This is a genomic window from Frankia sp. AvcI1 (assembly GCF_001420875.1).
GTDB classification, from domain to species: domain Bacteria; phylum Actinomycetota; class Actinomycetes; order Frankiales; family Frankiaceae; genus Frankia; species Frankia alni.
The window spans coordinates 28,508-40,776 of the sequence record NZ_LJFZ01000047.1; the positions used below are offsets into that span (position 1 = coordinate 28,508).

Here is a 12,269-nt window from a genome sequence, read left to right on the forward strand (position 1 = left end):
TCGCTCCGGTCGGCCTTCGAGCACCGCGCGGTGGTGCTCGGGCGTGATCGTGGCGAGCTGCGGGACGCCCTCACCTCGCTGCGTGACGGCGCGGAGTCGGCGCGGGTCGTGCGTGGTGTCGCCATGGAGAACAACGGGGTGGTGTTCGTCTTCCCGGGCCAGGGCTCGCAGTGGGCCGGGATGGGACGCGAGCTGTACGACAGCTTTCCCGCGTTCGCGCGGACCTTCGACGCGTGCGCGGCCGCGCTGGCGGAACGGGTCGACTGGTCGCTGCACGACGTGCTGCGCGGGGTGGCGGGAGCACCCGGCCTGGACCGCGTGGACGTGGTGCAGCCGGCGCTGTTCGCGGTGATGGTGTCCCTGGCCGACCTGTGGCGATCGTGGGGGGTGAGACCGGCCGCGGTGGTCGGCCACAGCCAGGGCGAGATCGCCGCCGCCTACGTGTGTGGCGCGCTGTCGCTGCGCGACGCCATGAAGGTCGTGGTGCTGCGCAGCAGGGCGCTGGTGGGCCTGGTCGGACGCGGCGGGATGGCCTCGGTCGNGCTGCCGGCGGACCTCGTGGCGCAGCGGCTGCGGCAATGGCAGGCCCAGCTGGGTGTCGGCGTCGTCAACGGGCCCCGTTCCGTGGTGGTGTCCGGCGAGTCCGACGCGCTCACCGAGTTTCTGGAGAAGGTGAAGGCCGACAGGATCGGGGCGCGGCAAATAGCCGTCGACTACGCATCCCATTCGCCGATGGTGGCCGACGTGCGTGCCGAGGTGCTCGAGGCGCTGGCAGGTCTTCGGCCCGAGACGTCGACGGTTCCGCTTTATTCGACCCTGCGGGGAGAAGTCATTGACACGGCCGAGATGGATGGTGCCTACTGGTATGACAACCTGCGGGAGAAAGTGCTCTTCTCCGCATCGGTCGGGCGCCTGATCGAGGATGGCTTCCGGGTCTTCCTCGAGGTGAGTCCCCACCCCGTCCTGGCCGTCCCGGTCCAGGAGATGATCGAGGAACGCGACGACGCGGTGGTACTGGCGTCGTCCCGGCGGGACCGCGACGCGGCGGAGACGCTGCTGGGCTCGCTGGCCCAGCTGTACGTCCGCGGCACGAGCGTCGACTGGAGGGCGCTGTTCGGGACGCGCCGGCGGGTGGATCTTCCGACGTACGCGTTCCAGCAGCAGCGGTACTGGCTGGACTCCTCGTCCGCACCCGCACCGGTGGTCTCGCCCGTGACCTCGCCGTCCACCGACGAGGAGCGGCTCGTTTCCTTCCCGGAGCGGCTCGTCTCGCTCTCGGCGGGCGAGGCGTCGCAGGTCGTGCTGGAGCATGTGCTGCACACGATCGCCGTCGTCCGGGGGCAGCCGAGCGGGGAGGTGGTCGGACCGGACCAGGACTTCCGGGATCTCGGGTTCGACTCCCTGCTCTCGGTGGAGCTGAGCAAGCGGCTGGCGGCGTCGACCGGGCTGCGCCTGCGCGCGAACCTGGCGCTGCGCCACCCGACGCCGAACCTGATCGCCGGCCACATCATGTCCTCGATCGCCGACCGCGGCAGGGGGTGACCGCACCGCGTCCCGCGGCGCCAGCGCGCGCTGGTCGAGAACCACGTTCATGCCGGTCCGTTCGTCCACCGAGATCCTGATCCCTCGTCCCGTCGTTCCTTCATCGCCTTCCTCCTTCGTCCGTTCGCACCTTCGTTCCCAGTTCGGAAAGGCGGCGGAAGCCTGCCGTGAAGTCGGCCCCCAGGATTTCTTCTCTAGGAGATGATCTGTATGCGAAGCTTCGACGCGACCGCCGCCCAGAAGGGACTGTGGCTGGCCGAGAACATGGCCCCCGAAACGCTGAACCACGCGCTGTTCATGTGGGATGTGGACGGCGAACTGGACGCGGCGGCCATGGCATCCGCGTTCCGCCACGTGCTGGACGAGGCGGAGGTGCTGCGGGTCACCTTCGTCGACGACGGCGGCGACGGGCTGCGGCAGGTGGCCCGGGAGCTCGGAGACTGGCAATCGTTCTTCCTGGATCTGAGCACCGAGCCCGATCCGCCGGACGCCGCCCGAGCGGCCCTGGCCGACGTGGTGGGGCGGCCCTTCGATCTGGAGCGGGATCTGCTGGTCCGGCTGGGCGTGATCCGACTGGCGCCAGCCCNCTCGCTGGTGGTGATCGCCTATCACCATCTCGTGTCCGACGGGTACGGCGCGGGGGGCCTGTTCTCGCGCCGCCTCGCCGAGGTGTACACGGCGCTGGTGCGCGGCACGCGGGTCCCCGAACTGCCGCGCCGGTGGGACGTCGAGACGCTGGCGGCCGAGGAGGCGGCCTACCGGGCCTCGCCGGCGTTCCGCGAGGACACCGACTTCTGGCGTGAGTACCTGGCCGCCCCGGTGCCGGTCGCCAGGGTGCCGCGCGTCGCCCTGTCCGAGCCGATGCGCCACGCGATGTCCGAGCCGATGAGCGAGGCCGACCGCTGGTCGCCCGTGGCCGAGTCCATCGGCATGGTGAGCCNGACGCTGAGCGTCGCGCGGGCCGAGGCCGACGAGTGGGCCGCGACGGCGAGATCCCTGGGCGTGTGGATGTCGTCGCTGCTGGCCGCGGCCGCGGCGGTGTACTTCCGGCACCGGCTCGACCAGCCCGAGTTCCACTTCTCGCTGGCCGTGGGCAACCGGACCGGCGCCATGGGCACGACTCCCGCCCTGGCGGTCAACGTCGTGCCGTTGCGCGCGCGGGTGTCGCTCGACGCCACGTTCGCGCAGGTCGCCGACGCGATGGTCGACGAGACCTACGAGATCTCCGGGCACACCGCCTGCCACTACTCGGAGATCCAGCGTGCGGGCGGACGCGGTCCGACCGACCGCGGCAGTTTCGGCGCCGTCCTCAACGTCGTCGAATTCGTGGAACAACCCCGGTTCGGTGACAGCCCGGCGCGCTACGTCGGGGTGACGACCGGCGCCTTCGGCGAGCTGTCGATCGGCATCTACTCCGACGGCAGTGCCGACGGCGACCTGCTCCTGCGGCTGGACGCGCCGGCGAGCCTGTACAGCGCCGGGGAGCTCGGCTTCATGGGCGCGGAGCTGCTCGGGTACCTGCGCGCCGTCCTGGCCGCCGACGCGGAGCAGCCGATCGGCACGCTCAACCCGGTCGGCGTCCTCGATCCGGTCGGCGAGCCCGCGTCCGGATCCCCCCCGGCCTCCGTCGCCGGGCACCGGCAGCAGCCGACGGCGTCGGGCACGCCGGCCACGGCGCCGGCAGCACCGCGGCGGGCGCCGACGGTGGTGGACCTGTTCGCCCGGCAGGTCGAGCGGACGCCGGACGCCGTCGCGGTGGTGTCCGCGGACCGCAGCGTCACCTACCGGGAACTGGACGAGTCCTCCAGCCGTGTCGCCGCGGCCTTGCGACGTCGGCGGGTCGAGCCCGAGACGACCGTGGCGGTGGCGATGCCCCGGTCGGCGGACCTGGTCGTCGCCCTGCTCGCCGTGGTGAAGGCGGGCGGTGCGTACCTGGCGATCGACCCGACCGCCAGCGCGGCGCGGATCAGGTCGGTGGCCGGCGGAGTCCCGGTGGGTCTGCTGATCGCTGACGCGGGGACGGCCGACGCGCCGCGCGCCGTCCTGGACGTGCCGGCGGTCTCGCTGGACGACCTTCGCGGTGGTGGCGCCGGCGACGACAGCCGCGGCGGGCGCGACGATCTGGAGCGGGGCGGCGACGGCACGCCGGTCCGGTCGTGGCCGGACGCCCTGGTGACCGTGCTGCATGGCAGCGGCACGGACGNCACGAGCACCGGCGTCGCCGTCACGCACCGCAACCTTGCTGCTCTGGTCCAGGACGGGCGCTGGCGCGAGGGTGCCCGCGGCGCCGTGCTCTGGCAGGCCCCGCCGGACGTCGACGCGTTCGCGCTCCAGCTGTGGGCTCCGCTCGTCGGCGGCGGCCGGGTGGTCGTGGCCCCGCCTGGCGAGCTGGACGCCGACGCCCTGGTCACCGCGCGCGCGGCGGCCCAGGTTCACACGGTGCCGCTGGCGGCGGACCTGCTCCCCACGATCGCGGCGCGGCGACCCGCCTGCCTCGCCGACGTGCGTGAGGTGTGGACGGGAGGCGATCGGGTGCCCGCGGCCGCGGTCGAACGAGCCCGGGCCGGCTGCCCCGAGCTGACGATCGTCACCGGATTCGGGCCGCCGGAGACGACCGGGCTCGCCGCCGGCCGCCGGCTCACGCCGGACGATCCGCCCGTGGCCGCGGGCGACGTCGGCCATCCCGTCGACCACGTCACCCTCTACGTGCTGGGACCGGGGCTGGTCCCCGTTCCCCCCGGGGTGACCGGGGAGCTGTACGTGGCGGGGCCCGGCGTGACCCGCGGCTATCCCGGGCAGTCGGGGCGGACGGCGACGAGGTTCGTGCCCTGCCCCTTCGGCCCCCGCGGCGCACGCATGTACCGAACGGCGGACCGAGTGCGCTGGGCAGCCGGCGGCGGCCTCGAGTACATGGGCCCGGCCAACGGCCAGATCTGGATTCGTGGTGACACCGTCGAGCCGGCGGAGGTCGAGGAGGCGCTGGCGGCGCATCCCGACCTGGCCCAGGCGGTCGTGGTCGCGAGGAGGGACGGCGCCGGGGAGCAGCGGCTGGTGGCCTATCTGGTCCCGGCGCAGAGCGGAGCGGCCCTCGGCCCGGACTCGTCCGTCGCGGTGGCCGGCCCGTCCTCGGACGACCTGCGTCGCTTCGCCGCGCAACGGCTCACGGCGTCCGCCGTGCCGTCGGTGTTCGTGTGGGTGGATCGCCTGCCTGTGGCCGCCAACGGCCGGGTCGACCAGACGTCCCTGCCGGAACCCGACTTCGGGCACGGGACGTACCGGGCCCCCCGCAACGACACCGAGCGCACCCTGGCCAGGGCGTTCGCCGAGGTCCTCGAGCTGGAACGGGTGAGCATCGACGCCGACTTCTTCGATCTGGGGGGCAACTCGCTGCGCGCGGTCCGACTGGTGGGTCTGATCCGGGCCGAGCTGAACCTCGAGGTGTCCATCCGGACGTTGTTCGCGACCCGCACGATCGTCGGCCTCTCGGACAAGTGGGAGGGCCTGGCGCGGTCGAGCCGACCGGCTCTGCGCAGAAGGACCAGGGCGGGAGCGCTGCTGTGAGCACGGTCCGTCAGAGGCGGGACGTAGTGATCCACATGGATGGGAAAGGTGCGGTGACATGAGTAACGGCGACATGCGGGACGCGGGTGTCGACACCGACGTCGTGATCGCGGGTGCCGGNCCGACGGGTCTGATGCTCGCCTGTGAGCTGCGGCTGGCCGGCGTCGACGTGGTCCTGCTCGACCGGCTCGCGGGGCGCACGGGTGAGTCGCGAGCCGGCGGTATGCACTCCCGTACGCTGGAGGTGCTCGACCAGCGCGGGGTGCTGGACCGCTTCCTGGAGGCCGGCGAACTGCAGTCGGTGGGCCACTTCTCGGGGCTGTGGCTGGACTTCGACGCCTCGGAGTCCAGGTACGCCCAGCCGCTGATGGTGCTGCAGTCCGTCATCGAGCGACTCCTGGAAGAGTGGGCCGCCGAGCTCGGCGTCCGGGTGCGCTGGTCATCCGAGGTCTGTGGGTTCCGCGAGGACAGTGACGGCGTGACGGTGGAGTGGGGAACGGCACCNACGGCCCCCACGACGCTGCGCGCCCGTTACCTGGTGGGCTGCGACGGCGGGCGCAGCGCGGTGCGCAAGCTGGCCGGCATCGAGTTCCCCGGCACACCNGCGACCATGACCGCGCTGCTNGGCGACGTCGAGCTACCCGACCTGCCGGAGGACTACATCTTCATGCGGCGCTGCGAAGGCGGCCACTTCTCGGCGATCGCCTTCGAAGCCGGCTGGTACCGGGTCATCACCTCGGAGTACGACCGGGTCGCGGAGAACGGCGAGCCGGCGACGTTCGAGCAGCTGCGCGAGTCGCTGATCAGACTCGCCGGGACTGACTACGGCATGCGGGCCCCCCGGTGGATCTCACGGTTCAGCGACGCGGCCCGCCAGGCCGCCCAGTACCGCAAGGGCCGGGCACTGCTCGCCGGCGACGCGGCGCACATTCACTATCCGGCTGGCGGGCAGGGGCTCAACATCGGTGTACAGGACGCGGTCAATCTCGGCTGGAAACTCGCCTCGGTAGTGCGTGGCGGGGCTCCGTCCGAACTACTGGACAGCTATCACGCCGAGCGTCATCCGGTCGCGGAGCGGGTCCTGCGCAACACCCGGGCGCAGTCGGCCCTGGCACGTCCCGGTCCGCAGATGGACGCCCTGCGTGACGTGTTCAGTTCACTCATCGTGTTCGACGATGTCAACCGGCAGCTGAGCGGAATGCTGACGGCCCTCGACGTCCGGTATCCGGTCGGTGGCGGTCATCCGCTGGCGGGACTGCGCGTTCCCGACGCCGATCTCAAGACCTCCGAGGGCGAGACCAGCGTGCACCTGCTGCTGCACGCCGCCCGCGGCGTGCTGCTCGACCTGCAGGGCAGCGCGGAACTGGCGGCGGCCGCCCACGGCTGGGCGGACCGCGTCGATCTGGTCGAGGCACGCAGCGAGGACGCGTTCTGGCCGGTGCCCGTCGTCGGCGAGATCAGCGCCCCCGCCGCGCTGCTCATCCGCCCCGATGGCCACGTCGCTTGGGTGGCTGGCGCCGGCGACGCGGCTGACCTCGCCGCGCTGCGCACCGCTCTCCACACCTGGTTCGGCCCAGCCCGGTCAGGAGTCGCGGCCGCAGGGCCCGGGCGAGGCCCCGGGCGCACGACGTCGTCCTGATCGGGGCGTGGTTCCGGTGCGGCTGATCGCGGTCGTCGTTCTGTCCCGGCGACGGGACAGAACGACGACCGCTGTCGGGCCCCGGCCGCGTCAGCTCCTCGGACGCATCGGCTGACGCAGCCGCGGATGCGAACAGCTCTGCCGTGCTTGAAGGGCCCGGCGCGTGGGTCTATCTTTGCCGAATCGGCCGATGGAAATGCAGACATGCTCGGGTGCCGCTTATCTGGGTGTGGAGCAGTCCGATCAGTAGTGTGAATCACGTAGTTTCTTTCCAGGTCGGCGGGAGAATGTTCCATGAGTGCTCGCGAGTTCGACATCTACGATGTGGTCGGAATTGGTTTCGGACCTTCCAATCTTTCTCTTGCCGTCGCCCTGGATGAGTTCCGGGTCAATGGAATGGGGAACGTGTTCAGCAACATCTTCTTCGAGCGGCGGTCCTCCTTCGCCTGGCATCCCAGCATGCTGCTGCCCTCGGCGACCATGCAGATCTCCTTCCTCAAGGACCTCGTCACCTTCCGGAACCCGACGTCGAGTTTCAGCTTCGTCGCCTATCTGCACGAGTCGGNCCGGCTGCCGAGGTTCGTGAACAACCAGGACTTCTTCCCCACCCGTGAGGAGTTCCACCAGTACCTGGAGTGGGCGCAGGCACGGGTCGCCCATCGCGTGGCGTACGGCTCGGAGGCGAGGTCGCTGCGGCTGCCGGCCGGCGTCGGACCGGAGCGGGCGGACCGGCTGTGCCTCCAGGTCGCGGACGCCGCCAGCGGAACCAGCCGGATGGTCGAGGCCCGTAACGTGGTGATTTCCACGGGCCTGGTGCCGACGATGCCCGCGGGAGTTGAGCGGGGCGAGCGGGTCTGGCACAGCTCCGAGTTCCTGGAGAGGTTCCGCCGGACGAGCCCCGCGCGGATACGCCGGGTCGCGGTGGTCGGCGCGGGACAGAGCGCTGCCGAGATCACCCGCTTCCTGTACGACGANCTGCCCCACGCCGAGGTGTCGGCGATCATCCCGTCATACGGCTACTGCGTCGCGGACGACACCCCCTTCGCCAACGAGGTCTTCGACCCGGAGGCGATCGACGACTACTACTACGCCACCGAGCGGACGCGGGAGGCGCTCTGGCGGTACCACAGCAACACGAACTACTCCGTCGTCGATGACAGCGTGATCAGGGACCTCTATCGCCGCTCCTACGAGGACGACCTGCGCGACGTCGGGCGTCTTCGGTTCCTCCGCCTGACGAGAGTTGCCGGGGTGCGTTCCGTGGGTGCGCAGACCCGGGTCTCCCTCCGGGCGGGCATCGACGGAGACCTTCGCGACCTCGACGTGGACGTCCTCGTCTGCGCCACCGGCTACGCCGCCATGGAACCCACGGGTCTGCTCGGCGACCTCGACCAGTACTGCCTGCGCGACGAGGCGGGTCGGTACCGGATCGAGCGGGACTACCGCATCGTCACCGCGCCGGAGATGCAGTGCGGCATCTACCTGCAGGGCGGCACCGAACACACCCACGGCCTGTCCTCCTCGCTGCTGTCGAACATCGCCGTGCGAAGCGGCGAGATCATCGATTCGATCGTCGCCCGGAGCGCGGAGCGCACCGCGCCGTGCGCGGTTCTCGCCGAGGCCTGACCAGCTCGGACCCGACCGTGGGTTCCACGGGTACCGCGGTGCCCCCGACAGCCATCCCGATTCTGTTCCGATGGCACCGGCAGCGGGCCGCGCCATCGGCATTCACGTGAGGACTACCCATGTCTGTCTTCGACACCCCGTCTCGCATCGTCGCCACCCTGGAGCTTGTCACCGGCAACGCGCGCATCATCGCGACCAGCCGCGGGGACACGGTCGTCGACGTCCGTCCGACCAACCCGAACGACGACTCGGATGTCCAGGCCGCCAGCCAGACCCGCGTCGACTACGCCGACGGCGCGCTGCTGGTGCGGGGCCCGCGGACCCACTGGCTGGACTTCTCGCGCCGGACCAGGTCCGTCGACGTGACCATCGAGCTTCCGGTCGGGTCGCGGGTGGCGTGCGATGCATCCCTCGCGGACGTGACCAGCGTCGGTGAGCTGGGAGAATGCCAGGTCAAGACCTCCGTCGGGGCCATCCGGCTGGAGCGGTGCGGGCCGGTGCGGCTGCACACCGGGGGCGGCCATGTCGCGGTCGACAGCGTCGCGGGCAACGCCGACGTCAGCACCGGCATCGGCTCGGTGCGCATCGGTGCGGTCGACGGCGACGCGGTGGTACGCAACTCCAACGGCGCCACCCAGATCGGTGCGGCCGCCGGCCGCGTCGAGGTCCGCAACTCCAACGGCGACATCGACATCGATCGCGCGGTCGCCGGGGTCAACGCCCAGACGGCCAACGGCAGCATCCGGGTGGGCGGAGTCGTCGACGGCACGGTCTCGCTGCGCACCTCCACCGGGGACGTCGAGGTGGGTGTCGCCGCCGGCACCGCCGCCCGGCTGGACGTCCACACCGGACACGGCCACGTGCGCGACGAGCTGGGTGGCGCCGAGGCAGGCAAGGCCGATCGCCGGGCCGAGATCCGGGCGCGCACGTCCTTCGGCGACATCAGGGTGCACCGCGCCTGAGCGGCAGCGGGCAGCGGGCAAGGGCAGTCGATCGCCGCGGCGTCATCGTCGCGGCGTCGTCGCGCCGTCGCCGATCCACCGCGCCGGAGACCCGCCGGGCGGCCAGCGACGAGGCAGGCCCGGCGTCCCCGGGCCGCTGGACCGTACGAAGGGTCCAGAGCAGGCCCGGGTACGGGGCAGGTGCTCGTCTGGTGGCCTCCCGGCACGACGTGCGTCCGGTGGTTGTCGGAGGCTCCGCTAGCCGACCGAGTGGTCGCGCGGGACGGTGCAGCGGCGGATCACCCCGGCCACGGCGGGGGAGTCCTTCTGCAGGATCTTGCTGTGGTTGCTCGTCACCCTCGCGCCCACCTGCAGGTTGGGGTTGCGGGCGAGGACCGGGTCGAGCGCGGCCCGCGCCTCGCCCATCTCCTCCTCCTCCGCGCCGAGGTGAGCGCCGGTGGCCAGGATGTACCACATGGGGCNGGACACGCGATCAAGGACCGGCGCGAGGACCGCCGACATCTCGTTGCACTCGATGTTGACGTCCGCGTGCTGGTCGGCGCTCATCCGCGCGGCCAGACCCAGCCGGGCGGCGATGGGAAACAGCAGTCGCATCCGACGGAACAGCTTCCGGATCCGTTCCTCGGACTCCGCGCCGGTCAGGCCGTAGGGGATGGCGCCGTCCACGGCCACCACCGCCTCGACGCGGCCCGGATACCGGGCGGCCCAGTGCGCCGCGAGCATCGCCCCGTACGACCAGCCCACGAGGATCGGCCGCTCCACGCCCCTCGCGCGCAGGACGGCGTCAAGGTCCCGGACGCACGCCTCGAACGAGTAGTCGGCCGAGCGCTTCGACCTGCCGCGGGCGCGCTCGTCGTAGGTGATGTGCCGGTACTCGCCGCCCAGTTCCGAGATGACCTTCTGCCAGTGCTTCTGGTTCGCGTAGGAACCGTTGAGATACACCAGGGTGCGACCGGATCCACCGGTGTCGGCCACGTACAGGGTCGTGTCGTCGACCGGCACCATGCCGGTCCATGNGGGGTGCTTGGCAGACATGGCTGCCTCCTGTGTCAGGTCCAGTGGTGTGCGGGGGTGGCTGCGTGCGCGTCCTTGTTCACGCAACCTGCGCGTTGTCCACGTTCGCGCCGAGTCCCTTGAGGNCGGCGTAGGTCAGCTTGTCGATGCGTGCCCCGTCGAAGTTCACGGTGCGAATGGCATTGCGGTACTTCCGGCTGGTGCCCCGGAAGGACACGTCCCGCAGCGTCGCGCCGCGGAACGACACGTCCTCCAGCGCCGCCATGTCGAACCNCACGCTTATGAACGTGCCGCCGTCGAGGTTGAGGCCGCGCAGGTCGGCGTAGGAGAAGTCCACGCCGGTGAAGGTGCAGTGCGTCAGGGTAGTGCGCCTCAGGTAGGCCTTCTGGAAGCTGACGTCTGTGAGGGCGGCGTCGGTGAACCTCGTCTCCGCGAGCCCTGACGTGCTGAAGTCGNTGCGGACCAGCTGCGATCCGTGGAAGCTGGCCCGGGTGAAGTCGGNCATCGTGAGGTTCGCGTCGGTCAGGTTGGCGCCATCGAAGTTCGCCTCGGTGAGATCGCTGCTCCGGAACGAGCTTCCGGTGAGATCGGCGTGGGAGAAGTCCGAGCCGCGCAGCGCGCTCCNCTCGAACCGCCCGCCGCGCCCGGAGACGCCGGAGAAGTCGCTCTTCCGCAGGTCGCTCGCGTCGAACCGCGTCACCATCTTCCGCTCGAGCTGGCGGGACAGACTGGACATCTCCTGCACCGTGTTCTCGATGTCGCCGATGCTGTCGACGGTGAGTTCGAATGCTGCGTGCTCGTCCTTGCCCTCGGCGCGGAGCTCACGGAAACGCTCCTGGAGGTCTGCAAGGAGATCTGCCTTCAGTTCACTGAGGCTCTTCGTGTCCTCGTAGGGCGCGAAGATGCCGTCCACGTACTCGCGGATCCCGTCGTTCATGGGGTTCTCTCTCCTTACAGCAATGTGTCCAGGACACGCTTCGCGTGATCCCAGTTCGCCTTGTTGCGCAGGTAGGTCTGTCGGCCCTTCTCGGNGATCCGGAAGTACTTGCGTCGGCCCCCCTGTGTCTCGTCGCCCCAATACCAGGTGATGTCGCCATCCGCTTCCAGGCGCCGGACACTGGAGTACATCGTGGCTTCCTTGAGCTCGTACTCGCCCTGAGACCGTTCGGCGATCAACTTCACGATCTCGTAGCCGTAACGATCCGACTCCGAGAGTAGCCGCAAGATCATCGTGTCCGTGTTTCCGCGTAGTAGGTCGGATGTGACCTTGCGGTCGCTCATGTCGGTACCTCCATGAACACTGTCGCACGAGGTACTGTGTCTGTCAAGGTACTTGGGTGAGAGAGGTACTGTCAGGTTCGAGGGCTGCCGCCCGTCGGCGTCGGCCCGGCGCGGGGTGTGTCGCCGGGCCGACGAGCTGGAGGCCGTCGCGGCCTCGAAGGGCTACGTCCCCGCCGACACCCCGACAGTGCGATGCCCCCGCGCCCTCGCCGCCTGCCGGCCTCAGGGCCCCTTGACCCGCATGGTCAGGTCATCGCCGGGCAGCCTCGCGGCGGACGCGCTCGCCGCCCGGGCCGAGCGGGGCGAGGGGAGNGCGAACCCCTGACGCGCATCAGGATCGTCGGTATGCCGTCCATCCGGTGGCTGTGAGCCGGTCGACGAGACTGTCCGCGACCGCCGGATCGACGGCGAGTTCGACGATGCCGGCCGGTGCGTCCAGGCTGTGCNCGAACGGACCGACGTCCTCGATGTTGACGTCCCACCTGCTGATGAGGCCGACGATCGCGGCGAGCTGCCCGGGCCGGTCGTCGAGCACCACGCCGACCCAGCCCCACGACCGCGCCGTGGCGCCGGCCTTACGCGGCAGCAGCGCGCGCCCCGCGTGCCCGTCCCGCATGAGCCGGGTGACCGCCGTGGTGACATCG

The 12,269-nt window shown here is 70.8% G+C and carries 5 protein-coding genes and 17 pseudogenes; 14 read left to right on the forward strand and 8 right to left on the reverse strand.

All coding sequences use genetic code 11. From position 1 onward, the window contains the following. The 14 genes and pseudogenes from UK94_RS70695 to UK94_RS30045 all read left to right on the forward strand — a co-directional run. Positions 1-541 (forward strand): annotated as a pseudogene (locus UK94_RS70695) (acyltransferase domain-containing protein); the annotation flags it as partial. 1 nt (position 542) lies between these two features. Continuing rightward, a pseudogene (locus UK94_RS70700) lies at positions 543-1,542 on the forward strand (acyltransferase domain-containing protein); the annotation flags it as partial. Between the two features lie 210 nt (positions 1,543-1,752). Continuing rightward, the coding region (locus tag UK94_RS70705; RefSeq protein WP_268761723.1) for a condensation domain-containing protein at positions 1,753-2,128 on the forward strand (376 nt) is incomplete at its 3' end. Position 2,129: 1 nt separating this feature from the next. Further along, positions 2,130-2,482 (forward strand): annotated as a pseudogene (locus tag UK94_RS70710) (condensation domain-containing protein); the annotation flags it as partial. A 1-nt stretch (position 2,483) separates the two neighbouring features. After that, positions 2,484-3,745: pseudogene (locus UK94_RS70715) on the forward strand (AMP-binding protein); the annotation flags it as partial. A 1-nt stretch (position 3,746) separates the two neighbouring features. Further along, a pseudogene (locus tag UK94_RS70720) lies at positions 3,747-5,103 on the forward strand (non-ribosomal peptide synthetase); the annotation flags it as partial. Between the two features lie 73 nt (positions 5,104-5,176). Next, positions 5,177-5,223: hypothetical protein (locus UK94_RS75485; RefSeq protein WP_268761730.1), on the forward strand; the 47-nt coding region annotated here is incomplete at its 3' end. A gap of 1 nt (position 5,224) precedes the next feature. Further along, positions 5,225-5,607, forward strand: a pseudogene (locus UK94_RS70725) (FAD-dependent monooxygenase); the annotation flags it as partial. Position 5,608: 1 nt separating this feature from the next. Next, positions 5,609-5,706, forward strand: a pseudogene (locus UK94_RS70730) (FAD-dependent monooxygenase); the annotation flags it as partial. A gap of 22 nt (positions 5,707-5,728) precedes the next feature. After that, positions 5,729-6,742: pseudogene (locus UK94_RS70740) on the forward strand (FAD-dependent monooxygenase); the annotation flags it as partial. Between the two features lie 294 nt (positions 6,743-7,036). After that, a partial coding sequence (locus UK94_RS70745) for a SidA/IucD/PvdA family monooxygenase (protein WP_235490655.1) occupies positions 7,037-7,307 on the forward strand: 271 nt, incomplete at its 3' end. Position 7,308: 1 nt separating this feature from the next. Continuing rightward, a pseudogene (locus tag UK94_RS70750) lies at positions 7,309-7,716 on the forward strand (SidA/IucD/PvdA family monooxygenase); the annotation flags it as partial. Position 7,717: 1 nt separating this feature from the next. Then, the gene (locus UK94_RS70755) at positions 7,718-8,368 is read left to right on the forward strand and encodes a SidA/IucD/PvdA family monooxygenase (RefSeq protein WP_235490657.1); all 651 of its coding nucleotides are present in this window, start codon (positions 7,718-7,720) and stop codon (positions 8,366-8,368) included. A gap of 119 nt (positions 8,369-8,487) precedes the next feature. After that, positions 8,488-9,330 carry a DUF4097 family beta strand repeat-containing protein gene (locus tag UK94_RS30045; RefSeq protein WP_011603724.1) on the forward strand — a complete coding sequence of 281 codons (843 nt, stop codon included), beginning with the start codon at positions 8,488-8,490 and terminating at the stop codon, positions 9,328-9,330. A gap of 462 nt (positions 9,331-9,792) precedes the next feature. Here UK94_RS30045 and UK94_RS30050 read toward each other — a convergent pair. From UK94_RS30050 to UK94_RS70785, 8 pseudogenes are all read right to left on the reverse strand, one after another. After that, a pseudogene (locus UK94_RS30050) lies at positions 9,793-10,335 on the reverse strand (alpha/beta hydrolase); the annotation flags it as partial. Positions 10,336-10,470: 135 nt separating this feature from the next. Continuing rightward, positions 10,471-10,617 (reverse strand): annotated as a pseudogene (locus tag UK94_RS75490) (pentapeptide repeat-containing protein); the annotation flags it as partial. A gap of 1 nt (position 10,618) precedes the next feature. Beyond that, a pseudogene (locus UK94_RS70760) lies at positions 10,619-10,799 on the reverse strand (pentapeptide repeat-containing protein); the annotation flags it as partial. Position 10,800: 1 nt separating this feature from the next. Next, a pseudogene (locus UK94_RS70765) lies at positions 10,801-10,845 on the reverse strand (hypothetical protein); the annotation flags it as partial. 1 nt (position 10,846) lies between these two features. Continuing rightward, positions 10,847-10,968: pseudogene (locus UK94_RS70770) on the reverse strand (pentapeptide repeat-containing protein); the annotation flags it as partial. 408 nt (positions 10,969-11,376) lie between these two features. After that, a pseudogene (locus UK94_RS70775) lies at positions 11,377-11,625 on the reverse strand (PadR family transcriptional regulator); the annotation flags it as partial. Between the two features lie 331 nt (positions 11,626-11,956). After that, positions 11,957-12,071, reverse strand: a pseudogene (locus UK94_RS70780) (prephenate dehydrogenase/arogenate dehydrogenase family protein); the annotation flags it as partial. 1 nt (position 12,072) lies between these two features. Next, positions 12,073-12,269, reverse strand: a pseudogene (locus UK94_RS70785) (prephenate dehydrogenase/arogenate dehydrogenase family protein); the annotation flags it as partial.

What these genes read in the sequence shown, in the direction of transcription:
- UK94_RS30045 (WP_011603724.1), top strand. Translation starts at nt 8,488, where the DNA reads ATGTCTGTCTTCGACACCCCGTCTCGCATCGTCGCCACCCTGGAGCTT.